We start from the raw sequence: 21,798 nt of genomic DNA, 5'->3' as shown, positions 1-21,798 counted from the left end.
CTTTAAACACAGGACATGAGGACAATCAGAGGGGAATGGTGGCGTGGCTCAAAGACGAAAAACCGGCGCACTTATGCCGTTTGACGGCAATGCGCCGAGGCGCACCTGCTCAATCGCTACCAGCCTTTGACCCCGCTCATGTCCGGTAGCTTGTGGGCGATGCCCTTGTGGCAGTCGATGCAGGTCGCCTGTCCTGTCGCCAGTGACGTGGAATGCATGCTAACCGCGCGCTTGCCCTGGCGGGTGAAATCCATGAACTCGAAGTTGTGGCAATTGCGGCATTCCCTGGAGTCGTTGGCCTTGAGCCTGGCCCACTCGTGCTCCGCCAGTTCGCGGCGCATACCGAGGAATTTCTCACGGGTACTGATGGTCCCGAACACCTTGCCCCAGACCTCTTTCGACGCCTGCATCTTGCGCGCAATCTTGTGGGTCCATTCGTGTGGCACGTGGCAGTCCGGGCAGGTCGCACGCACGCCCGAGCGATTGGTGTAGTGAATGGTTTCCTGCAGTTCGACGTAGACGTTGTCGCGCATCTCATGGCAAGAGATGCAGAACTTCTCGGTATTGGTCGCTTCCAGCGCCGTGTTGAAACCGCCCCAGAAGATCACCCCGGCAATGAACCCCCCAAGTGTCAGAAAGCCCAGGCTGTAATGAACGCTGGGTCGACGCAGAATGGCCCAATAGTCTTTGAGCAGGACAAGCAATGACTTCATGACCGCTCCTCAAGGCTTCTGCGTGTTGTTGATTTCATCTTGCAGTACCTGGTCAATATTCTTGAAGCTGTTGTTCACCAGCGGCTTCACGTCTTTCTGCGGCACGTGACACTGGTTACAGAAATATCGACGGGGGGAAACCGCCGCCAGCGCCTGGCCATCCCGGTCCATGTAATGGGTGATGCTGATCATCGGTGCCTGGGTGCGCGCACTGTTGGCCCGGCTATGACAGGACAGGCACTTGTTGCTGTTCTTATCGATGTGATAACCGCGAATGCTGTGGGGAATGGTCGGCGGTTGCTCGGGATAATTGCGCTCACGCTTGAGGTCCTTGTTCTCGTCATCGGCAATCGGCGGGGCCGGCAACTCCTGGGTCAGGGTGCCACCTGCCCGCCGACCATCCGGCGCAGGTGCATCCAGCGGATAACCCGGCTGCGCGGCGAAAGCCACCGGCAACCAGACCAGCAGCGCGGCAAGCAAGGACAGCGAACGACCATTCATCAAAGCTCTCCTTACGCTGTCTTGATCAGCTCAATCCTGACGGCACATTTCTTATAATCCGTCTGCTTGGAGATCGGGTCCGTCGCATCGAGCGTGACCTTGTTGATCAACCTGTTGGCATCGAAGAACGGCACGAACACCAAGCCCGGCGGCGGCTTGTTACGGCCTCGGGTTTCGATGCGCCCGCGCATTTCACCACGGCGACTGATCACTTTGACTTCACTGCCGCGACGGGCATTCAAGGCCTTGGCATCGTCCGGGTGCATGTATACCAACGCGTAGGGCACCGCCTTGTGGAGCTCTTCCACGCGCTGGGTCATGGACCCGGTATGCCAATGTTCCAGGACCCGTCCGGTGCTCAGCCAGAACGGGAAATCCGCATCCGGGGCTTCCGCCGGGGGCTCGTAGGGCAGCGCAAAGATGATCGCTTTCTTGTCGGGATAGCCATAGAACTGCACACCGCTGCCCTTTTCCACGTAAGGGTCATAGCCTTCACGAAAACGCCAGCGGGTTTCCTTGCCGTCGACAACCGGCCAGCGCAAACCCCGCTCGGTGTGATAGAGATCAAAGGGTGCAAGGTCATGGCCGTGCCCCCGGCCGAACTGGGCATACTCTTCGAACAGGCCTTTTTGCAGGTAGAAACCAAAGTCCTTGGCCTCAGAGTTTTGATAGGCGGCGTCCAGTTGCTCATTCGGAAACTGGTCGACCTGACCGTTCTTGAACAACACCTCAAACAGGGTCTTGTCCTTGTATTGTGGTGAGGTTGCCAGCAACTCCGCCGGCCAGACTTCGTCGGTCGTGAATCGCTTGGAAAACTCGACCAGTTGCCAGAGATCGGACCTGGCGTCACCCGGTGCCGTCACCAACTGATGCCAGAACTGAGTGCGTCGTTCTGCATTGCCATAAGCGCCCTCTTTTTCGACCCACATCGCTGTCGGCAGAATCAGATCGGCCGCTTGCGCGGAAACCGTCGGGTACACGTCGGACACAATCACGAAGTTCTGGGGATTACGCCAGCCGGGCAGTACTTCCTGCATGATGTTGGGACCGGCCTGCATGTTGTTGCTGGCCATGGTCCAGTAGACATTAATCACACTGTCCTTGAGCATGCGGCTCTGCTGCACCGCGTGGAACCCGATCTTTTCATTGACGGTACCTGGCGGCACCTTCCAGATTTTTTCCGCCTTCGCACGGTGCGCCGGGTTGGTGACCACCAGGTCCGCGGGCAGGCGATGGGAGAACGTCCCCACTTCCCGCGCCGTGCCACAGGCCGATGGCTGGCCGGTCAGGGAGAAGGGACTGTTGCCCGGCTCGCTGATCTTGCCGGTCAGCAGATGGATGTTGTAGATCAGGTTATTGGCCCACACCCCGCGTGTGTGCTGGTTGAAGCCCATGGTCCAGAATGAAACCACTTTGCGCTTCGGGTCCGCGTACAGTTGCGCCAAGGCCTCGAGGCGCTCGGCCGGCACCCCGGTTTCCCTGGCGGTGCGCTCCAGGGTGTAGGGTTTTACAAAGGCGGCGAACTGCTCGAAGTCGATATCGCTCCAGGTGTTCGCCTTGGCCGCATTCTTGGCCTTCATCTCCAGTGGATCATCGCTGCGCAGACCGTAGCCGATGTCATCGACCCCCTTGGCGAACTTGGTGTGCTTGCTGACAAACTCCTTGTTCACCGAACCACTTTCAATGATGTAGTTGGCAATGTAATTGAGGATCAGCAAGTCGGTCTGTGGCTTGAACACCATCGGGATGTCGGCCAGCTCAAAGCTGCGGTGCTCGAAGGTGGACAGTACCGCGACCTTGACGTCGGGCTGGCTCATCCGACGATCCGTCACCCGACTCCAGAGAATCGGGTGCATCTCCGCCATGTTCGATCCCCACAAGACGAACGCATCGGTGACTTCGATATCGTCATAACAGCCCATGGGTTCGTCGATACCGAACGTACGCATGAACCCCATGACCGCAGAGGCCATGCAATGACGCGCATTGGGGTCGATGTTGTTGGTGCGAAATCCCGCCTTCATGAGTTTGTTGGCGGCATAACCTTCCCAGACGGTCCACTGCCCGGAGCCGAACATCGCGATCGACTCGGCGCCCTTGTTTTTCAGCGCCTCCTTGAACTTCAACTCCATCACATCGAAGGCCTGTTCCCAGGAAACCGGCTGGAACTCGCCTTGCTTGTCATAGCGCCCATCCGTCATGCGCAGCAGGGGCTGGGTCAGACGATCCACCCCGTACATGATCTTGGACAAAAAGTAGCCCTTGACGCAGTTCAGGCCACGGTTGACCTCGGCTTTCACATCACCGTGGGTCGCCACCACCCGGTTGTCCTTGGTCGCGACCATCACACTGCAACCGGTGCCGCAAAAGCGGCAAGGGGCCTTGTTCCAGTTCAAGGCGACCATGTCCTGTTCAGTAATCAGGTTGCTGGCCGAAGTGAACACCGGAAGCCCGGCAGCGGCCGCAGCAATCCCGGCAGCCTGGGCCTTGACGAATTCGCGCCGAGTCATAGGCATGCGTTTTCTCCCGTTACATCGAGTATCTCGTGATAGACGAGGGAGGCATTGAGCACACCCGGCAGGCGACCGATCTGCTCGATCCGCTGAAACATCTGGTGTTCCCCGTGCATTTCCAGCACGACCACCAGTTTTCCGTCAGGACTTTCCTGGTGCAGTTCGACGCCTTTGAGCAAGCGCAGATTAGCCTTCACCGCGTCAAACAACGCAGGACGGGCGAGCACCACCAGACTGGCGATATGGAGGGTTTCTTTCATGGCCAGCACACTCCTTGCCTTAGTACTGAACAGGACAAGCAATCAGTGAGGTGGCCCTGGGGGACCGAGCAACATCTGCAAGAACCAGACGAAAAACCCGTAGCCACCGACGATGGCGACCGATAGCAGCGGAAACAGAAAAACAATCAAGAACAGGAACAGTCGAGTTTCTTTGCGCACTCGTTGAGCGGACTCATCTGCCGATGGCATGGTTAACGCTCCTGCCAAATAGTGCACTGAGCCTAGATGGCCTGCGGGGCAATTTCCATGATTTGGATCAGCGGAAGATCAATCAGGCTCAATAACCACTCGATCAAGATTGGCCGTGAGTCTCCACGGCCTGGCTTTGTAAGCACCGCCCCTGAGCACGGCATAGACCATCAACGCTCGAGCTTGCCTATTTCATACTCGCGCAACTTGTTGGCAATCGTGGTGTGGGAAACACCCAGGCGCTTACCCAGCAACCGGCTGCTCGAATGCTCGGAATACAAGCGCTCCAGCACGGCTTTTTCAAAACGCCCGACGATCTCATCCAGCCCGCCCTCCAGCGAAAAATCCCCCAGCGGCTGGCGCACACCGTAATCCGGCAGGCGTATGTGTTCGGCCTTGACCGTGCCACCGTCGCACAAGGACACCGCCTGAAACAGCACGTTCTCCAGTTGCCGGACATTGCCGGGCCAGTGGTAGTGGCTGAGCCGCTCCATGGCCGCGGGCGCCAGTTTCGGCAACGGGCAGCCGATCTGCCGGCTGGCCTGATCGAGGAAGTGCTCCACCAGCGGTGTCAGCCCATCCAGGCATTCGCGCAGCGGCGGGATGTGTAGCGACAGCACATTCAAGCGATGGTAAAGGTCCTGGCGGAACTCGCCCCGGGCGCACAACTCCGACAAGTCGACCTGTGTAGCGCAGATCACACGCACGTCCAGGTACACCTCTTCATCGCTGCCGACCCTGCGGAAGCAACCGTCCTGCAAGAACCGCAGCAACTTGACCTGCAAGCGCGGGCTCATTTCGCCGACGCCGTCGAGAAACAGCGTACCGCCCGCCGTCAGCTCCAGCAGCCCGAGCTTGCCTTCGGCCCGCGCCCCTTCGAATGCGCCGGGGCCATAACCAAACAGCTCGGTCTCGGCCATCGACTCCGGCAATCCGGCGCAGTTGAGCGCCATCAGCGGCGACTGCCCGCGCGGGCTGGCCAGGTGACAGGCGCGCGCCAGCAGCTCCTTGCCGGTACCGGTTTCACCTTCGATCAACAGCGGCGCATCCAGGGGCGCCATGCGCCGTGCCTCACGGACCACCGCCGCCATGACCCGGGAGCTTTGGAAAATGCTGTCGAAGCCACGCAGTTCCTGCTTGCGCACGTTGTAGATGCGTTCGCCGACCCGGTCCGCCCGATGCAAGGTCAACACCGCTCCGGCCATGGCTTCGCTGTCGTCATGCTCCGATTGCAGGGGAGCGATATCGGCCAGGAACACGTCGCCTTTGACCTTGACCCGCAAGCCATTGATCCGCGACTTGTTGGCGCGCACCAGTTCCGGCAGATCGAAGTCCTCGGCATAACGCGACAAGGGAATGCCCGGCACTTCGTCGACCCGCACACCGAGCAACTGCGCCGCCGCGCGGTTGGCCGCGACAATCGAACCGCCCATGTCGATCGACAGCACCGGAAACTCCAGGGCGCCGAGCAAGGCATTGAGCTCCATGTGCCGACGCTCGCTGGGCATCAGCCCTACGCGCTTGACGCCGAACACCCCGGCAATCGCCTCGAATTTCGGGCGCAAGGCCTGGAACTGAAGGTTGATCAGGTTCGGGCAATGCAGGTAGATCGCGTTGCCATGCTCACCGCCGACTTCGCCACGAGCGACGTTGATCCCGTACTCCACCAGCAGATTGAGGATGTCACGCAGAATGCCGATGCGGTTCTGGCAATGGACTTTGATACGCATATAAAGGCCCGAACGAGGAAAAATACGGCGTGCGGTGTGGATTTTTCTGCCGACGCACGAAGTTTGTCGTCAAGATTATGTGACAGGTGCACGGCTTTTCAAACCATGAAATCTCAGCAGTTACGTGACACAGGTCAATCCGTAACGAAAAGTTTACGAATTTCAGGATTTTTTCCTACGCTCACCCCTCACACCCTGCTGCAAGGTCGCGTACTTCGGGTTATCACTAGATCCATCAGCACGTCATAACAAGAACGTATCCCTTTGCAGGAGAGCAGCATGAAGCAGACGCAATACGTGGCCCGTGAGCCCGATGCGCAAGGTTTTATCCACTACACCGCTGAAGAACACGCGGTGTGGAATACGCTGATCACTCGCCAGCTGAAAGTGCTCGAAGGTCGTGCGTGCCCGGAATACATGGAAGGCATCGAGAAGCTCGGCCTGCCCCATGACCGCATCCCGCAACTCGACGAAATCAACAAAGTCCTCGGCGAAACCACCGGCTGGCAAGTGGCCCGGGTACCGGCACTGATTCCATTCCAGACCTTTTTCGAATTGCTGGCCAGCAAGCAGTTTCCGGTCGCGACCTTTATTCGTACCCGCGAAGAACTGGATTACCTGCAAGAGCCGGACATTTTCCACGAGATCTTTGGCCACTGCCCGCTGCTGACCAACCCCTGGTTTGCGGAGTTCACCCACACCTACGGCAAGCTCGGCCTGCAGGCCACCAAGGAAGAGCGTGTCTACCTGGCGCGCCTGTACTGGATGACCATCGAGTTCGGCCTGGTCGAAACCCCCGAAGGCCAACGCATCTACGGCGGCGGCATTCTCTCTTCACCGAAAGAGACCGTGTACAGCCTGTCCGGCGAGCCCGAGCATCAAGCCTTCGATCCGCTGGAAGCCATGCGCACGCCGTACCGCATCGACATCCTGCAGCCGCTGTACTTTGTCCTGCCGAACCTCAAGCGCCTGTTCGACCTGGCCCACGAAGACATCATGGGCATGGTCCACCAAGGCATGAAGCTGGGTCTGCACGCACCGAAATTCCCGCCAAAACCCAAGGCGGCCTGAGGCTCGCCGCAGTCGCGGCGAGCCCGAAAAAATAGTAACGTCTAACAAGAACCACATTCAGGAACACACCATGACCGCTCTGAACCAAGCCCATTGCGAAGCCTGCCGTGCCGATGCCCCACAAGTCAGCGATGAAGAACTGCCGGTACTGATCAAGCAGATCCCTGACTGGAACATCGAAGTTCGCGACGGCGTGATGCAGTTGGAAAAAGTCTTCCTGTTCAAGAACTTCAAGTTCGCCCTGGCCTTTACCAACACCATGGGTGAAATCTCCGAGGCCGAAGGCCACCACCCTGGCCTGCTCACCGAGTGGGGCAAAGTGACCGTGACCTGGTGGAGCCACTCGATCAAAGGCCTGCACCGCAACGACTTCATCATGGCCGCGCGCACTGACGAAGTGGCCAAGGATGCCGAGGGCCGCAAGTAATGCATTTCGACGCCATCGGCCGAGTACCCGGCGACCCGATCCTCGGCCTGATGGAGGCCTATGCCCAGGACAGCAACCCGTGCAAGTTCGACCTGGGCGTGGGGGTCTACAAGGATGCCCAGGGCCTGACGCCGATTCCGCAGTCGGTGAAACAAGCCGAACTGCGCCTGGTGGATCGCCAGACCACCAAGACCTATATCGGTGGTCACGGTGACGCTGCGTTCGGCAAGGTGATCAACGAGCTGGTGCTGGGCGCCGACTCCGCGTTGATCGCCGAGCAGCGCGCCGGCGCCACCCAGACACCGGGCGGTACCGGCGCCTTGCGCTTGAGCGCTGATTTCATCGCTCAGTGCCTGCCGGGCCGCGGCATCTGGTTGAGCAACCCGACCTGGCCGATCCACGAAACCATCTACGCCACCGCCGGCCTCAAGGTCAGCCATTACCCGTACGTGGGCAGCGACAACCGCCTCGACGTCGAGGCGATGCTGGCCACCCTGAACCTGATTCCCAAGGGCGACGTGGTACTGCTGCACGCCTGCTGTCATAACCCGACCGGTTTCGACCTGTCGCACGACGACTGGCACCGGGTACTGGACGTGGTTCGTAGCCGCGAACTGCTGCCCTTGATCGACTTTGCCTACCAGGGCTTTGGCGATGGCCTGGAACAGGATGCCTGGGCTGTCCGGCTGTTTGCCGCCGAACTGCCTGAGTTGCTGATCACCAGTTCCTGCTCGAAGAACTTCGGCCTGTACCGCGACCGCACGGGGGCGCTGATCGTCTGCACCCGGGATGCCGAGAAGCTGGTGGATGTCCGCAGCCAATTGGCGCATATCGCCCGTAACCTGTGGTCGACACCACCGGATCACGGTGCGGCCGTGGTGGCAACCATCCTCGGCGACCCAGAGCTGAAACAACGCTGGGCCGACGAAGTGGAAGCCATGCGCCTGCGCATCGCGCAGCTGCGTTCGGGTCTGGTGGAGGCACTGGAGCCGCACGGTTTGCGCGAACGCTTTGCCCATATCGGTGTGCAACGCGGGATGTTCTCCTACACCGGCCTGTCGCCGGCACAGGTGAAAGACCTGCGGGACCACCACAGCGTGTACATGGTCAGCTCCGGCCGGGCCAACGTGGCGGGGATTGATGCAACGCGGCTGGACTTGCTCGCGCAAGCCATCGCCGACGTCTGCAAGTAACTCCCGGCAAGGCAGGTTCCCTGTGGCGAGGGAGCTTGCTCCCGCTGGGCTGTGCAGCAGCCCCAAAAGCCAGGCAATGAGTTCGTTCAGTTAGAACTCATTGCCTGGCTTTGCGACCACTGCGTGCTCGAACGGGAGCAAGCTCCCTCGCCACGACAGCCGTTCACAGCCTCGCCTCTGCGGCCATCTGTCGCAGAAAATCGAGATAAAAGTCTGATTGTCATCTCCCCTGCTGTATCCTGCCGAGGCTTTTTAAAAGCGTGGTTCTACACAGCGATTTAAAAACAGACTTTGCGAGGAGCAATCACCATGCACGAGATTCCCAATCTCCCCTTCCCAAGCCTGCACGAAACTGAGCAGACAACCCCGCAACAAGCCGGCGCCCAACAGCCCGAGCGCAAAGAAGCCACTGGCAGCCGCAAGGCCGACAGCGAAGACTGAGCGTTAGACCCAGACCGTGTGGAAAGCGCTCTCTCATGCGCTTTCCACACCGCCTGAAACCCGAGACCCGCTCCATGACCGACACCTTCGACGAACACCAGGCCAGCGCACTGATCAACGCGGCGGAAAAAATGATCGACGTCTGGAGTCGCCTGACACCCGAGAAACAAGCCCTGCTACTGGCCCGCTTTGGCAGCCAGGAGAAAGCCCTCGCGGCCCTGGTCGCCACCCAGATGCTGGCCCCCGCCAAACCCTGATCACCCGGCAACACCTGACGCCCGACACCTAGCGTCAATTTCTCCCCCTTCGCGCATCCAACCACCGGTATCATAAGCAGCCTATCTATCCTGCTGTCCCGTGGACGTCCCCATGCCAGATACCCAGCGCCCCTTGGCGGTCACGCTGCAAGTCGTTTCTATCGTCCTGTTTACCTTCATCGGTTACCTGAACATCGGCATTCCATTGGCCGTACTGCCGGGTTATGTCCACAGCGACCTGGGCTTTGGTGCGGTGATCGCTGGCCTGGTGATCAGCGTGCAGTACCTGGCCACCCTGCTCAGCCGCCCGTACGCAGGACGGATCATCGACAACAAAGGCAGCAAACTGGCAGTGATGTATGGCCTGGCCGGGTGCGGACTGAGCGGTGTATTCATGCTGTTGTCCGCCTGGACACAACACCTGCCGACGCTGAGCCTGACCTGCCTGCTGGTTGGCCGCCTGGTGCTCGGCAGCGCGGAAAGCCTGGTAGGTTCAGGCTCCATCGGCTGGGGCATTGGCCGGGTCGGCGCACAGAACACCGCCAAGGTCATTTCCTGGAACGGCATCGCCAGTTATGGCGCGTTGGCGGTCGGCGCCCCGCTGGGCGTGCTGCTGGTCCAGCGGTTCGGGCTGTGGAGCATGGGCGTGAGCATTGTGTTGCTGGCAATCATCGGCCTGCTGCTGGCTTGGCCGAAGACCGCTGCGCCCATCGTTGCCGGCGAGCGCCTGCCGTTCATGCATGTGCTGGGACGGGTCCTGCCCCATGGCTGCGGCCTGGCGCTAGGTTCGATCGGCTTCGGCACCATTGCCACCTTCATCACCCTGTATTACGCCACCCGACACTGGGACAACGCCGTGCTGTGCCTGAGCCTGTTCGGCGCCTGCTTCATCGGCGCGCGCCTGCTGTTCGGCAACCTGATCAATCGTCTGGGCGGCTTTCGGGTGGCCATTGCCTGCCTGTCGGTGGAAAGCCTCGGCCTGTTGCTGCTCTGGCTGGCACCGGACGCCCACTGGGCGTTGGCGGGCGCGGCGTTGAGCGGGTTCGGCTTCTCGCTGGTGTTCCCGGCATTGGGCGTGGAAGCGGTGAACCTGGTGCCGGCGTCCAGCCGTGGTGCGGCCGTTGGCGCTTACTCGCTGTTCATCGACCTGTCCCTGGGGATCACCGGACCGCTGGCCGGGGCGATAGCCGCCGGCTTCGGCTTTGCCTCGATCTTCCTGTTTGCGTCCCTCGCCGCCTGCTGCGGCCTGATGCTCAGCGTCTACCTGTACCGCCAGGCACCGAAACATCGGGAACTGCGCTAATAGTCGATTTTACCGCGCCCGGCCTTGATCGAGCCACGCTTGGTCTTGGACTCCAGTCGACGTTTCTTCGAGCCCAGCGTCGGCTTGGTGGGACGGCGCTTCTTTTCCACCTTGGTGGCGGCCAGGATCAGTTCGGTCAAACGCTCCAGGGCGTCGGCACGATTCTGTTCCTGGGTCCGGTATTGCTGGGCCTTGATGATGATCACCCCGTCACTGGTGATCCGGCTGTCGCGCAACGCCAACAGCCGCTCCTTGTAGAATTCGGGCAACGACGATGCCGGGATGTCGAAGCGCAGGTGCACGGCACTGGAGACCTTGTTGACGTTCTGCCCGCCCGCACCTTGCGCGCGAATCGCCGTCAGCTCGATCTCGGCATCGGGCACGTGCACATTGTTGGAAATCACCAGCATGGAAAAGCATCCGTGTTCAGAGCGTGCAGGATACGCGCAACGGCAAAGAATGGGGTGCCTGTTACCCCGTTCATGCAACGCCACTACGCAACATGGCTCTGTGCCCGCCCCTATATCAACTTGATTGCACCCACGTACATGTTGATGAATCACATTCTGGAACAAAATCGACCAAAGCCCTGAGCCACTTTAAGTCTATCCTGAGTCGTACATAGAGCACCTTGCAATTCAAGGAAACTTTACACACCTATCGCACAACTCCGCCTTCCTCTGCAAACCTCCTATGCTGGACGACCTCCATATCAACTAATAATTAAACAGAAAGACTTTATCTCGCACTCATACTCTCTCGCGCAACCCCATGACCACCAACAATTGAAGGGTACTTGTAACAACTGCAGCGCCCCCCTTAATCCAACTTTAGAGATCATTATCAATAATGAATATCTATATAGTTTCCGCGCACCCGGAACCCACGTCTTTCAATAACAGTCTTGTGACGACTGCCACCCATACGCTTGAAGCCTCGGGGCACAGTGTCAAGGCAACCGACTTATATGCACATGACTTCGACGCATGCGAGCACACCCGGCATTTTCACAAGCGCAAGAACTCTCACCGGTTCGACGTGCAGGCCGAGCAGCGCTTCGGTTACGAAAATGGAACCCTGCCAGCACAGGTGGATCGCGAGCTGGCTGCCCTTGATTGGGCCGACCTGTTGATTGTCCAGTTCCCGCTGTGGTGGTTCGGCGCCCCCGCAATGCTCAAAGGGTGGATGGATCGGGTACTGGTGTACGGTGGCCTTTACTCAAGTGAAAAACGCTTCGAACACGGTGTATGCCGGGGAAAGAGAGTGCTTCTGTGTGTCACAACCGGTTCCTCGGCAGACGAATGCGCAGTTAACGGTCGAGAGGGAAATACCCACCTGCTGTTATGGCCGATCCAATACGCCTTTCGTTATGTAGGCTTCGATGTACTCCAGGCTCATCTGATACACGGTGTCTGGGCAGACTGTACGGCAACGGGACGCGACCTGAACGAGGAACTGGAGCGCTTCGAATCATTTTGCTCTGATATTGACCAGGCACCACTGCTTTCATTCAATTCGCCCACGGACTGGGACGAGCGCGGTCAACTAAAGGCGGGGGCAGCCAGTTACACACCTTTTATCCAGCACCCTGGTACTCTCTCCCCGGCAAGAACTTCGACAGAGTGAACGCGGAGCTCGTTATTAAAGGCAATCCGTATAAGCCTTGAAACAATAAACCCGGCATTCTCCGGGTTTATTGTTTGTGCTTAGCAGGCTTACTTCACGGCAGGCGCCGCATTCAACACCGGTTGCGCACTGCGCTTGTTCTTGAGGGTGTAGCAGACCCACATGAACACGAGCCATACCGGGATCGCATACACCGAGACCTGGATGCCCGGGATCATCAGCATGACGCCGAGAATGAACACCACGAACGCCAGGCAGACGTAGTTGCCATACGGGTACCACAGCGCCTTGAACAGCGGTGTTTGCTTGGTGCGATTCATGTACTGGCGGAACTTGAAGTGCGAGTAGCTGATCATCGCCCAGTTGATCACCAGGGTCGCGACCACCAGCGACATCAACAGCTCCAGCGCGTGTTGCGGGATCAGGTAGTTCAACAGCACCGCCACCAGGGTCACCGCCGCCGAGGCCAGGATCGAACGCACCGGTACACCGCGCTTGTCGATCTTCGCCAGTGCTTTCGGCGCATCGCCCTGCTCGGCCATGCCCAGCAGCATGCGGCTGTTGCAGTAGGTGCCGCTGTTGTACACCGACAACGCCGCAGTCAGGACCACAAAGTTGAGGATGTGTGCCGCGGTGTTGCTGCCCAGCATCGAGAACACCTGGACGAACGGGCTGCCGCTGTAGGCATCGCCGGACGCGTTAATGGTGTTCAGCAGGCTGTCCCACGGGGTCAGCGACAACAGAATGACCAGGGCGCCGATGTAGAAAATCAGGATCCGGTAGATCACCTGGTTGATGGCTTTCGGGATCACGGTTTTCGGCTTGTCGGCTTCTGCAGCGGTAAAACCGAGCATTTCCAGGCCGCCAAAGGAAAACATGATGATCGCCATGGCCATCACCAGGCCACTGACGCCGTTAGGGAAGAAACCACCGTGTTCCCACAGGTTGCTCACCGCGGCTTGCGGGCCACCGTTGCCGCTGACCAGCAGGTAGCTGCCCAGGCCAATCATGCCGACGATTGCCACGACCTTGATGATCGCAAACCAGAATTCGGCTTCACCAAAGACCTTGACGTTGGCCAGGTTGATCACGTTGATCAGCACGAAGAACGCTGCCGCCGAAGCCCAGGTCGGGATTTCCGGCCACCAGTAGTGCACGTACTTGCCAACGGCCGTCAGCTCCGACATGCCCACCAGGATGTACAGAATCCAGCAGTTCCAGCCCGACAGGAAGCCCGCGAAGCCGCCCCAGTACTTGTGGGCAAAGTGACTGAACGAACCGGCCACCGGCTCTTCAACGATCATTTCACCCAGTTGGCGCATGATCATGAAGGCGATGAAGCCACAGATGGCGTAGCCGAGGATCATCGACGGGCCGGCCGACTTCAATACGCCGGCAGAGCCCAGGAACAATCCGGTACCAATCGCGCCACCGAGGGCGATCAGTTGAATATGGCGATTTTTCAGGCCGCGTTTAAGCTCGCCTGAATGCGAGTTTTGTCCACTCATGAAAAGGGTCTCACGCAAGGTTTGATGATGTTCGTTAAGACGTTGCTGCTCGAATCGGGATTAAGCAGCGCCGATCAAACCCCAGCGCAGGCACCAGGAGTTCAGCGTATTTACAACGGTCATGCGTCACCTGTTTGTTCTTATCTGTGACGAAATCGAACCCGTCGCGCTCGTGACGCGGCGGAGTGAACAAGGCGGATAGCCTTGAGGTTTGCGTGGTTACGCAAGGAGGTCACAGGTAAAACGCGGCGCATTGTACACCTGTAACCCCCTGCCGCCAGACCTCGCAGGAATCAGCGTGTCGGTTGCCGGGATTGCCTGTGTCCGCCACGACAGGGTCGGGCGACTGCAAAAATGGGGTCAGACCTTTGCGGGTCAGTGACGGGGGTGACGGAAAAATCGCCCCACGAAGAGAGATGAAGATGACTCACGGCGTACATTGCGCCTCCTTCTTGTTATCCACCTGCACGACAGGCATGGGGCGCATGACACCTTGCATGAGCCCGTGAAACAAGCGGGCTAGAGCCCTGGAAAGCGACCAAAAAGACAACGGACGGCAGGATTTCCTTACAGCGTCCGAAAGATGACGATTCCACAGGCTTAAGCCGGGGTTTTCGTCAGGTTTTCGTTACAGTCCGTAACATTGAATTTCCAGGCTGGAGGTACCAGCAATGCAGCACCTGTGGGAGCGAGCTTGCTCGCGATGGACGTCAACGATGACGCGTACTGCCTGAATCAACGCGTCGCTCTTGAGAGCATCGCGAGCAAGCGGAACGCCACACGGCTCTCTCCCACAGGGTTAATCATTATTGTTAACGACCATTCCAGCAAAAAAAAACGCCAACCCGAGGGTTGGCGTTTTCATCTGCAGCTTATGGCTTGAAGCTTACAACTGCTTCACTCCGGCTTGCGACGGCCAAAGCCTGGGCGCTGACCGGAACCGGCCGGTGCGCCACGACGCTTGCCTGACGGCGCGTCACGGTCGACCAGCACGATGCCTGGGCGCTTCTTCGGCGCAGGCTTGGCCGGGCGCTTGGTGTCGACCGGACGATCTGCCACCGGCGTACCGCGACCGGCTGGAGCACCACGGACTTCACCACGCTCAGTGCGACCGTTGGCCGGACGCGGCGTGCGCGGACCGCGCTCGCCATCCTGGCGTGGCGCTGGCTTGCGGCCTGGACGCTCGCCTTCGATCTGCGGCTCACGCGCCGGACGCGGGACGGAAGCCGGAGTGCCAGCGGCTGGACGCAAAGTGCGCACGCGCTCGGTCTTGGCCATTGGACGCGACGATTTACGCTGCATGCGATCAAGCTTGTCTTTGCTCTTGGCGTTCATCTGCGGCATCGCGACCGGCGTCAGGCCAACCTCAGCACTCAGAATGTCGACTTCGTACTGACTCATTTCGCGCCAGCGGCCCATCGGCAGGTCGGAGTTGAGGAACACCGGACCGAAACGCACACGCTTCAGACGGCTGACCACCAGGCCCTGGGATTCCCACAGGCGACGCACTTCGCGGTTACGACCTTCCATCACCACGCAGTGATACCAGTGGTTGAAGCCTTCACCGCCTGGCGCTTGCTTGATGTCGGTGAACTTGGCCGGGCCGTCCTCGAGCACGACGCCCGCTTTCAGGCGCTCGATCATTTCGTCGTCGACTTCGCCACGCACACGTACCGCGTACTCGCGGTCCATTTCGTAGGAAGGGTGCATCAGGCGGTTGGCCAGTTCACCGTCGGTGGTGAACATCAGCAGACCGGTGGTGTTGATGTCCAGACGACCGATGTTGATCCAGCGACCTTCTTTCGGGCGCGGCATCTTGTCGAACACGGTCGGACGGCCTTCCGGGTCGACACGGGTGCAGATCTCGCCATCGGGCTTGTTGTACATGATCACGCGGCGAACCGACTCGGCCGCTTCTTCGCGCTTGATCACCTTGCCATCGATGGTAATGGCGTCGTGCATGTCGACACGCAGACCAAGGGTGGCGTCTTTGCCGTTGACCTTGATCCGGCCGTGGCTGATCCAGGCTTCCACGTCACGGCGCGAGCCGACGCCGATACGGGCGAGGACTTTCTGCAGCTTTTCGCCTGCTGGGCCGATTTCCTGGTCGTCTTTCTGATCGTTGATACTCATCTGGGCACCTCCCGGTGTGGTCTGTTCAGGGCTGAGCCTGAAGCGTTGAAAACTGATCCTTTGACGAAAGGATCGTCAAAGGGGTGCGAATCATACGCGCATGGCGTCGCTTGCGCACCAGAGACTAGCTGATAAACGGTCGGTTACTGGTTTTTCCGCCGACCGGCTGCGTCAATCATCGAGCGCACGGCGTTCGGCCTCGATCGCTTCGGCCAGTGCCAGGGCTTCGGCCTCTTCGTCGCTCAGTTCGGGCTCGGGTGCCGGCTTTTCGAGGGCAGCCACGGCGGCGAGCAATTGCTCACGGGCCTGGGCGACGCCGAGGACGTCTTCTTCAGGCGCTTGCGGGGTTACGACTTGAGGCTCGGCTTCAACTTCAACTTCGGTTTCCATTTCAACCGGCGTGTCGTCCGGCTTCGGCCAATCCCCCTCGCTCACCTCGCCATCACGCAGCAAGTCATCGAAATCGGTCTTGATCCCCTCCTCCATCGAGTCCAGTTCCAGCAGCAAGGTATGGAAACTGGTCTCCTCCTTGGGCTCTTCGGGTTCGGCACTGGCGTCGGCCAAGTCCTGCAGGCTCTGCGGAACAGGGGCATCGTCGAACTCGAGCATGGGCTCGGGTTCCAGTTCGCGCAACTCGGCCAGGGGTGGCAGGTCGTCGAGGTTCTTCAGGTTGAAATGGTCGAGAAAGGCCTTGGTGGTGGCAAACATCGCCGGCCTGCCCGGTACTTCGCGGTAACCGACGACCCTGATCCACTCGCGCTCTAGCAGGGTCTTGACGATGTTGCTGTTGACCGCCACACCCCGCACATCTTCGATCTCGCCACGGGTGATCGGCTGGCGATAGGCGATCAGGGCCATGGTTTCCAGCATCGCCCGCGAATAGCGCTGGGGGCGCTCTTCCCACAGACGTCCGACCCAGGGCGCGAACTTCTCGCGAATTTGCAGGCGATAACCCGAGGCCACTTCCTTCAGTTCAAAGGCCCGGCCGTCACAGGACTTGGCAAGGATCGCCAGGGCCTTCTTGAAGACGGGCGGTTCCGGGCGCTCGCCCTCTTCAAACAGCTCGAACAGACGCTCCATCGATTGCGGCTTTCCCGAAGCCAACAGAAAGGCTTCAAGCAGTGGCGCCAGCTCGCGGGGTTCACTCAGGTTCATGGATTTTGCTCGTTATTCGGCTCGCGCCCGCACATGGATCGCCGCAAAGGGCTCATTCTGCACCAGCTCGACCAAGGACTCCTTGACCAGCTCGAGGATCGCCATAAAGGTCACGACCACACCCAGGCGTCCTTCTTCGGCAGTGAACAGCTCGACAAAGGGCACAAAACCACCGCCCTTGAGCCGCTCCAGCACATCGCTCATACGTTCGCGGGTCGACAATGCCTCGCGGCTGACCTGGTGGCTCTCGAACATATCGCCACGGCGCAACACCTCGGCCATGGACATCAACAACTCTTCCAGACTCACGTCCGGCAACAACTTGCGCGCCCGGGCTTGCGGGGCGTCAAGCCTGGGCACCACCACATCACGCCCGACCCGGCTCAGCCCGTCGATACCCTCGGCAGCGGCCTTGAAGCGTTCGTACTCCTGCAAGCGCCGAATCAGTTCGGCACGCGGGTCGTCTTCTTCCTGTTCGATCTCCACCGAACGCGGCAGCAGCATCCGCGACTTGATCTCGGCCAGCATCGCGGCCATCACCAGATACTCGGCGGCCAGCTCCAAGCGCACCGACTGCATCAACTCGACATAGCCCATGTACTGGCGGGTGATTTCCGCCACCGGGATGTCGAGGATGTTGATGTTCTGTTTGCGGATCAGGTAGAGCAGCAGGTCGAGCGGACCTTCAAAGGCCTCGAGGAAGACTTCCAGAGCGTCCGGCGGAATGTAGAGGTCCAGCGGCATTTCCATGACCGCCTGGCCATAGACCATGGCAAACGGCAGCTCCTGCTGGGCGCCGGCCTGGCTGTCGAGGCTTTCTACCACCGACATTCAGGCCTCGACCATGAACGGCGTCGGGTCGCCGCAACCGACGCGGATCACTTCCGGCTCGCCGTCGGCCAGGCTGATCACGGTGGAGGCCTTGATACCGCCAAAACCGCCGTCGATGATCAGGTCGACCTGATGCTCGAGCATCTGGCGCATTTCATAAGGGTCGCTCAACGGGTCGCTGTCACCGGGCATGATCAGGGTCACGCTCATCAGCGGCTCGCCCAGTTCCTCGAGCAATGCCAGGGCAATTGGATGACTCGGCACCCGCAGGCCGATGGTGCGCTTTTTCGGGTGCAGCAACAGGCGCGGCACTTCGCGGGTGGCATTGAGAATGAAGGTGTAAGGCCCCGGCAGGTGCGCCTTGAGGATCCGGAACGTACCGGTGTCGATTTTGGCGAACAGCCCAAGCTGCGACAGGTCACTGCAGATCAGCGCAAAGTTGTGTTTGTCGTCCAGTTGTCGCAGGCGACGTACGCGTTCTATGGCATTTTTGTCGCCGATCTGGCAGCCAATGGCGTAGGACGAGTCGGTGGGATAGATCACCACACCGCCATTGCGGATGATTTCGACGGCCTGCTTGATCAGGCGCACTTGTGGGTTTTCCGGATGAATCTGGAAAAATTGACTCACATTTTCTACCTGTTCAGACGACGGCAATACTGATGGCGTGAAAACTACTGCAGGCTCCGCGTGCAATTCTGCATCAAAAACCGGCTCGGAGTGCGCATTTACAGGATGTAAACTCCGCCTCCTCGCCTGTTTTTTCCTTGCCTTGCCTTCGCTCGTCACGTTTCACATCCATCAGACTAAGGATTTGAATCGACACCACAGTGGTGGCAGATCCTCCGGGACAGGACGGTACTCGCCAATCTCCGACCAGCCCCCCGGGCCATGAAAATCACTGCCGGCACTGACCAGCAGACCGAACTCACGGGCAAGTATGGCCAGGCTGCCGACCTGCTCGGCCGGCTGATGACCATTGACCACTTCAATCGCGTGGCCGCCTGCTTGAATATAGTCGGCAATCAGGCGACGGCGCTTGCTGCGGGTAAAATCGTAGTGCCACGGGTGGGCCAGGCTGACCCAGGCGCCGGCGGCACGCAGGGTTTCGACGGTTTCCTCCAGGGTCGGCCAGTGTTGCTTGACGTCGCCCAGCTTGCCGGCGCCCAGCCACTTGCGGAAGGCTTCAGCACGATCCTTGACGTAGCCGGCGCGCACCAGATAGTCGGCGAAGTGCGGACGGGCCGGCGCATTGCCGCTGTCGCCCAGTTCCTGCTGAATGGCCCGCGCGCCTTCCAGCGCCCCCGGCATACCCTTGAGTTCGAGCTTGCGGCTGATTTCTTCGGAACGCAGCCAGCGCCCGTCACGCAGTTTGGCGATCGCCTCGACCAACGCCGGGGCATTAACGTCGAAACCGTAGCCCAGTACATGGATGGTCGCACCGCCCCAGGTGCAGGACAGTTCGACACCATTGACCAGTTGCATCCCCAGTGCCTGCGCGGCGCCGCGGGCCTCATCGAGGCCCTCCAGAGTGTCGTGGTCGGTCAACGCCAGGACTCGCACGCCGTTTTCGAACGCACGCGCAACCAGTGCCGCGGGCGCCAAGGCGCCATCGGAGGCCGTGCTATGGCAGTGCAAATCAACATTCACAGGATGTGTAACCTCAAATCAGCTGGCGCTTTCGCGACTCAATATGTTTGTTATTATGCCGGCACATCCTGCTTCTGGCTGCCACTGTGAAACAATTCATCGACTTCATCCCGCTCCTGCTGTTTTTCATCGTCTTCAAAATCGACCCGCGGGTCGTCGACATCGCCGGCCATCAACTGACTGTAGGCGGCATTTACAGCGCCACGGCAATGCTGATCACCAGCTCCCTGGTGGTGTACGGCGCCCTGTACATCTCCCAGCGCAAGCTGGAAAAAAGCCAGTGGCTGACCCTCGTCGCCTGCCTGGTGTTCGGTAGCCTGACCCTGGCCTTCCACAGCGAGACCTTCCTCAAATGGAAGGCTCCGGTGGTCAACTGGCTGTTCGCACTGGCCTTTATCGGCAGCCATTTCGTGGGCGAACAACTGCTGATCAAACGCATCATGGGCCACGCGCTGACCCTGCCCGATCAAGTCTGGACGCGCCTGAACATCGCCTGGATCGGCTTTTTCCTGTTCTGCGGCGCAGCCAACCTGTTCGTTGCCTTCACCTTCCAGAGCATCTGGGTCGACTTCAAAGTCTTCGGCAGCCTGGGCATGACCCTGCTGTTCCTGGTCGGCCAGGGCATCTACCTGTCCCGCCACCTGCATGACGCCGACACCACTACGCCTAAAACCGAGGACTGACATGCTTTACGCAATCATTGCCACAGACGTCGCCAACTCCCTGGAAAGCCGCCTGGCTGCACGCCCCGCTCACCTTGAGCGACTGCAACAACTCAAGGCCGAAGGTCGCGTGGTGCTGGCCGGCCCGCACCCGGCGGTGGACAGCAATGATCCGGGTGCCGCAGGCTTCACCGGCAGCCTGATCGTTGCCGAGTTCGCCTCCCTTGAAGCCGCCACGGCCTGGGCCGACGCCGATCCGTACATCGCCGCCGGCGTTTACGCCAACGTGCTGGTAAAGCCGTTCAAGCAAGTCCTGCCTTGATCCTGCCCGCGCGGTGAACCTTCGGTTCATCGCGCACTCAATTGCTCAGTATTCTCGTTCAACGGCCGACAACCTGCCCAACACTCGTTTGGAATCAGGAGTTGCGATGCGCCAAGGTCCGCTGTGTCTGCTGTTGGTCACATTATCGATCGGGGGCTTTGCCCATGCCGAGGGAGACTCGGATGCAGGCTTTTCAACGCCTCTGTCCTTGAGTGCCGGCAGCCAGATCACGCAATTGCAGCAACGCTTGAAGGAAAGCGAGCGGCAACGAGAAGAGCTGAACAAACACCTGCAAACCGCCGACAGCGAACGCGAAAGCGCCCTACTGGGCCGACTGCGCCAAGAGAACCAGCGCCTCAAGCTGCAACTCAAGGAAGTCCAGGCCAGCACCGTGCCGCGCCTGCTGACCGATCAGCAACAATGGTTCGTCACCGGGGCGGGAGTCGCGCTATTGGCGCTGCTCTGCGGTATCTTCGCCAGCGGTGGGCACAGAAGACGTCGACAATGGCTAAATTGAGTAAGTCATGAGCGAGCTGTTACTGATTGATGATGACCAGGAGCTGTGTGAGCTCCTTGCCAGCTGGTTGAGCCAGGAAGGCTTTGCGGTGCGTGCCTGCCACGACGGCCTGAGTGCGCGTCGCGCCCTGGCCGAATCGGCACCTGCCGCCGTGGTACTGGATGTGATGCTGCCCGACGGCAGCGGCCTGGAACTGCTCAAGCAACTGCGCAGCGATCACCCGGACCTGCCGGTGGTCATGCTCTCGGCCCGGGGCGAGCCGCTGGACCGCATCCTGGGCCTGGAACTGGGTGCCGACGATTACCTGGCCAAACCGTGCGACCCACGGGAGCTGACCGCCCGCCTGCGCGCCGTGCTGCGACGCAGCCATCCGGCACCGGTCTCCAGCCAGCTGGAACTGGGCGACCTGTGTTTCAGCCCGGCGCGTGGCGTGGTCAGTATCGACGAGCAGGAATACACCCTCACCGTGTCTGAAAGCCGCTTGCTCGAAGCCTTGCTCAAGCAGCCCGGCGAACCGCTGGACAAGCAGGAGCTGGCGCAGATCGCCCTTGGCCGCAAGCTCACCCTGTACGACCGCAGCCTGGACATGCACGTCAGCAACCTGCGTAAAAAGATCGGCCCGCACCCCGATGGCCGACCGCGCATCGTTGCCCTGCGCAGCCGCGGCTACTATTACAGCCTGTAAGTTTTGTCAGGGCGGTGCAAAACCATCTTTACCCAAGCTTTACGCTTCGCTGACCGCCGCTGACCTTGATCTCTGTAATCTGCACACATC

General features: G+C 59.9%; 24 protein-coding genes. 11 read left to right on the top strand and 13 right to left on the bottom strand.

From position 1 onward, the window contains the following. Positions 1–116: 116 nt before the first annotated feature. From CKW07_RS15435 to CKW07_RS15410, 6 genes are all read right to left on the bottom strand, one after another. On the bottom strand, positions 117–713 hold the full coding sequence (locus CKW07_RS15435) for a cytochrome c3 family protein (RefSeq protein ID WP_095080168.1): 597 nt from the start codon (positions 711–713) through the stop codon (positions 117–119). 9 nt (positions 714–722) lie between these two features. Further along, positions 723–1,214: a nitrate reductase cytochrome c-type subunit gene (locus CKW07_RS15430; RefSeq protein WP_095145660.1), complete on the bottom strand. Its 492-nt coding sequence runs from the start codon at positions 1,212–1,214 to the stop codon at positions 723–725. Between the two features lie 11 nt (positions 1,215–1,225). Further along, complete coding sequence (gene napA, locus CKW07_RS15425; protein WP_095145659.1) at positions 1,226–3,730, bottom strand: nitrate reductase catalytic subunit NapA; 2,505 nt, start codon at positions 3,728–3,730, stop codon at positions 1,226–1,228. After that, positions 3,721–3,987 carry a chaperone NapD gene (locus CKW07_RS15420; protein ID WP_095080171.1) on the bottom strand — a complete coding sequence of 89 codons (267 nt, stop codon included), beginning with the start codon at positions 3,985–3,987 and terminating at the stop codon, positions 3,721–3,723. Before CKW07_RS15420 ends, napA begins: the two co-directional genes overlap by 10 nt. A 42-nt stretch (positions 3,988–4,029) precedes the next feature. Next, positions 4,030–4,197, bottom strand: coding sequence for a periplasmic nitrate reductase, NapE protein (locus CKW07_RS15415; protein ID WP_095145658.1), 168 nt, complete (start codon positions 4,195–4,197; stop codon positions 4,030–4,032). A 170-nt stretch (positions 4,198–4,367) separates the two neighbouring features. Then, positions 4,368–5,927, bottom strand: coding sequence for a sigma-54-dependent transcriptional regulator (locus tag CKW07_RS15410; RefSeq protein ID WP_095145657.1), 1,560 nt, complete (start codon positions 5,925–5,927; stop codon positions 4,368–4,370). Positions 5,928–6,206: 279 nt separating this feature from the next. Here CKW07_RS15410 and phhA point away from each other — a divergent pair, with 279 nt between their 5' ends. From phhA to CKW07_RS15385, 6 genes are all read left to right on the top strand, one after another. After that, on the top strand, positions 6,207–6,998 hold the full coding sequence (gene phhA / locus CKW07_RS15405) for a phenylalanine 4-monooxygenase (RefSeq protein ID WP_095080174.1): 792 nt from the start codon (positions 6,207–6,209) through the stop codon (positions 6,996–6,998). Between the two features lie 70 nt (positions 6,999–7,068). Continuing rightward, entirely contained in the window at positions 7,069–7,425 is a 357-nt protein-coding gene (locus CKW07_RS15400) for a 4a-hydroxytetrahydrobiopterin dehydratase (protein ID WP_095080175.1), read from the top strand. Next, positions 7,425–8,618 carry an amino acid aminotransferase gene (locus CKW07_RS15395; protein WP_095080176.1) on the top strand — a complete coding sequence of 398 codons (1,194 nt, stop codon included), beginning with the start codon at positions 7,425–7,427 and terminating at the stop codon, positions 8,616–8,618. The genes CKW07_RS15400 and CKW07_RS15395 overlap by 1 nt, the downstream gene beginning before the upstream one ends. 309 nt (positions 8,619–8,927) lie before the next feature. Next, positions 8,928–9,059: a hypothetical protein gene (locus CKW07_RS25745; protein ID WP_256577056.1), complete on the top strand. Its 132-nt coding sequence runs from the start codon at positions 8,928–8,930 to the stop codon at positions 9,057–9,059. A 74-nt stretch (positions 9,060–9,133) separates the two neighbouring features. Continuing rightward, positions 9,134–9,316 (top strand): hypothetical protein, encoded by a 183-nt coding sequence (locus CKW07_RS15390; protein WP_095145797.1) that lies wholly within the window; start codon positions 9,134–9,136, stop codon positions 9,314–9,316. Positions 9,317–9,428: 112 nt separating this feature from the next. Further along, a complete protein-coding gene (locus tag CKW07_RS15385; protein WP_095145656.1) occupies positions 9,429–10,619 on the top strand; it encodes an MFS transporter in 1,191 nt (396 codons plus the stop codon). Here CKW07_RS15385 and arfB read toward each other — a convergent pair. Then, on the bottom strand, positions 10,616–11,029 hold the full coding sequence (gene arfB / locus CKW07_RS15380; protein WP_095145655.1) for an alternative ribosome rescue aminoacyl-tRNA hydrolase ArfB: 414 nt from the start codon (positions 11,027–11,029) through the stop codon (positions 10,616–10,618). The genes CKW07_RS15385 and arfB overlap by 4 nt on opposite strands. A 439-nt stretch (positions 11,030–11,468) precedes the next feature. Here arfB and CKW07_RS15375 point away from each other — a divergent pair, with 439 nt between their 5' ends. Beyond that, on the top strand, positions 11,469–12,245 hold the full coding sequence (locus CKW07_RS15375) for an NAD(P)H-dependent oxidoreductase (RefSeq protein ID WP_095145654.1): 777 nt from the start codon (positions 11,469–11,471) through the stop codon (positions 12,243–12,245). An 89-nt stretch (positions 12,246–12,334) separates the two neighbouring features. On the opposite strand, the gene CKW07_RS15370 is transcribed toward CKW07_RS15375, so the two are convergent. The 6 genes from CKW07_RS15370 to CKW07_RS15340 all read right to left on the bottom strand — a co-directional run bounded on the left by CKW07_RS15370 (position 12,335) and on the right by CKW07_RS15340 (position 19,522). Beyond that, positions 12,335–13,753: an amino acid permease gene (locus CKW07_RS15370; RefSeq protein ID WP_095145653.1), complete on the bottom strand. Its 1,419-nt coding sequence runs from the start codon at positions 13,751–13,753 to the stop codon at positions 12,335–12,337. 897 nt (positions 13,754–14,650) lie between these two features. Continuing rightward, positions 14,651–15,886 carry a 23S rRNA pseudouridine(2605) synthase RluB gene (rluB, locus tag CKW07_RS15360; RefSeq protein ID WP_095145651.1) on the bottom strand — a complete coding sequence of 412 codons (1,236 nt, stop codon included), beginning with the start codon at positions 15,884–15,886 and terminating at the stop codon, positions 14,651–14,653. Between the two features lie 171 nt (positions 15,887–16,057). Beyond that, positions 16,058–17,041 (bottom strand): SMC-Scp complex subunit ScpB, encoded by a 984-nt coding sequence (gene scpB / locus CKW07_RS15355; RefSeq protein WP_095145650.1) that lies wholly within the window; start codon positions 17,039–17,041, stop codon positions 16,058–16,060. A gap of 12 nt (positions 17,042–17,053) precedes the next feature. Continuing rightward, complete coding sequence (locus CKW07_RS15350) at positions 17,054–17,752, bottom strand: ScpA family protein (protein ID WP_172736528.1); 699 nt, start codon at positions 17,750–17,752, stop codon at positions 17,054–17,056. 120 nt (positions 17,753–17,872) lie between these two features. After that, positions 17,873–18,502, bottom strand: coding sequence for an L-threonylcarbamoyladenylate synthase (locus CKW07_RS15345; RefSeq protein WP_095145648.1), 630 nt, complete (start codon positions 18,500–18,502; stop codon positions 17,873–17,875). Between the two features lie 171 nt (positions 18,503–18,673). Beyond that, complete coding sequence (locus CKW07_RS15340; protein ID WP_095145647.1) at positions 18,674–19,522, bottom strand: PHP domain-containing protein; 849 nt, start codon at positions 19,520–19,522, stop codon at positions 18,674–18,676. 86 nt (positions 19,523–19,608) lie between these two features. On the opposite strand from CKW07_RS15340, the gene CKW07_RS15335 reads away from it, so the two are divergent. The 4 genes from CKW07_RS15335 to CKW07_RS15320 all read left to right on the top strand — a co-directional run bounded on the left by CKW07_RS15335 (position 19,609) and on the right by CKW07_RS15320 (position 21,708). Beyond that, positions 19,609–20,205, top strand: coding sequence for a septation protein A (locus CKW07_RS15335; RefSeq protein ID WP_095080185.1), 597 nt, complete (start codon positions 19,609–19,611; stop codon positions 20,203–20,205). A gap of 1 nt (position 20,206) precedes the next feature. Beyond that, on the top strand, positions 20,207–20,506 hold the full coding sequence (locus CKW07_RS15330) for a YciI family protein (protein WP_095080186.1): 300 nt from the start codon (positions 20,207–20,209) through the stop codon (positions 20,504–20,506). A gap of 106 nt (positions 20,507–20,612) precedes the next feature. Further along, positions 20,613–21,023: a translation initiation factor 2 gene (locus CKW07_RS15325; RefSeq protein WP_095145646.1), complete on the top strand. Its 411-nt coding sequence runs from the start codon at positions 20,613–20,615 to the stop codon at positions 21,021–21,023. Positions 21,024–21,030: 7 nt separating this feature from the next. Next, positions 21,031–21,708 carry a response regulator transcription factor gene (locus tag CKW07_RS15320; protein ID WP_095145645.1) on the top strand — a complete coding sequence of 226 codons (678 nt, stop codon included), beginning with the start codon at positions 21,031–21,033 and terminating at the stop codon, positions 21,706–21,708. Positions 21,709–21,798: the final 90 nt, after the last annotated feature.

The sequence above is a fragment of the Pseudomonas sp. Irchel s3b6 genome, from assembly GCF_900187415.1.
Taxonomy (GTDB): Bacteria; Pseudomonadota; Gammaproteobacteria; order Pseudomonadales; family Pseudomonadaceae; genus Aquipseudomonas.
The sequence above is the reverse complement of the archived record's forward strand: the minus strand, read 5'-3'. Positions and strand labels throughout refer to the sequence as shown.

Excerpts from the sequence above, each read along its gene's own strand:
- CKW07_RS15435 (WP_095080168.1), bottom strand. The coding sequence starts at position 713 with ATGAAGTCATTGCTTGTCCTGCTCAAAGACTATTGGGCCATTCTGCGT.
- CKW07_RS15430 (WP_095145660.1), bottom strand. The coding sequence starts at position 1,214 with ATGAATGGTCGTTCGCTGTCCTTGCTTGCCGCGCTGCTGGTCTGGTTG.
- napA (WP_095145659.1), bottom strand. The coding sequence starts at position 3,730 with ATGCCTATGACTCGGCGCGAATTCGTCAAGGCCCAGGCTGCCGGGATT.
- CKW07_RS15420 (WP_095080171.1), bottom strand. The coding sequence starts at position 3,987 with ATGAAAGAAACCCTCCATATCGCCAGTCTGGTGGTGCTCGCCCGTCCT.
- CKW07_RS15415 (WP_095145658.1), bottom strand. The coding sequence starts at position 4,197 with ATGCCATCGGCAGATGAGTCCGCTCAACGAGTGCGCAAAGAAACTCGA.
- CKW07_RS15410 (WP_095145657.1), bottom strand. The coding sequence starts at position 5,927 with ATGCGTATCAAAGTCCATTGCCAGAACCGCATCGGCATTCTGCGTGAC.
- phhA (WP_095080174.1), top strand. The coding sequence starts at position 6,207 with ATGAAGCAGACGCAATACGTGGCCCGTGAGCCCGATGCGCAAGGTTTT.
- CKW07_RS15400 (WP_095080175.1), top strand. The coding sequence starts at position 7,069 with ATGACCGCTCTGAACCAAGCCCATTGCGAAGCCTGCCGTGCCGATGCC.
- CKW07_RS15395 (WP_095080176.1), top strand. The coding sequence starts at position 7,425 with ATGCATTTCGACGCCATCGGCCGAGTACCCGGCGACCCGATCCTCGGC.
- CKW07_RS25745 (WP_256577056.1), top strand. The coding sequence starts at position 8,928 with ATGCACGAGATTCCCAATCTCCCCTTCCCAAGCCTGCACGAAACTGAG.
- CKW07_RS15390 (WP_095145797.1), top strand. The coding sequence starts at position 9,134 with ATGACCGACACCTTCGACGAACACCAGGCCAGCGCACTGATCAACGCG.
- CKW07_RS15385 (WP_095145656.1), top strand. The coding sequence starts at position 9,429 with ATGCCAGATACCCAGCGCCCCTTGGCGGTCACGCTGCAAGTCGTTTCT.
- arfB (WP_095145655.1), bottom strand. The coding sequence starts at position 11,029 with ATGCTGGTGATTTCCAACAATGTGCACGTGCCCGATGCCGAGATCGAG.
- CKW07_RS15375 (WP_095145654.1), top strand. The coding sequence starts at position 11,469 with ATGAATATCTATATAGTTTCCGCGCACCCGGAACCCACGTCTTTCAAT.
- CKW07_RS15370 (WP_095145653.1), bottom strand. The coding sequence starts at position 13,753 with ATGAGTGGACAAAACTCGCATTCAGGCGAGCTTAAACGCGGCCTGAAA.
- rluB (WP_095145651.1), bottom strand. The coding sequence starts at position 15,886 with ATGAGTATCAACGATCAGAAAGACGACCAGGAAATCGGCCCAGCAGGC.
- scpB (WP_095145650.1), bottom strand. The coding sequence starts at position 17,041 with ATGAACCTGAGTGAACCCCGCGAGCTGGCGCCACTGCTTGAAGCCTTT.
- CKW07_RS15330 (WP_095080186.1), top strand. The coding sequence starts at position 20,207 with ATGCTTTACGCAATCATTGCCACAGACGTCGCCAACTCCCTGGAAAGC.
- CKW07_RS15325 (WP_095145646.1), top strand. The coding sequence starts at position 20,613 with ATGCGCCAAGGTCCGCTGTGTCTGCTGTTGGTCACATTATCGATCGGG.
- CKW07_RS15320 (WP_095145645.1), top strand. The coding sequence starts at position 21,031 with ATGAGCGAGCTGTTACTGATTGATGATGACCAGGAGCTGTGTGAGCTC.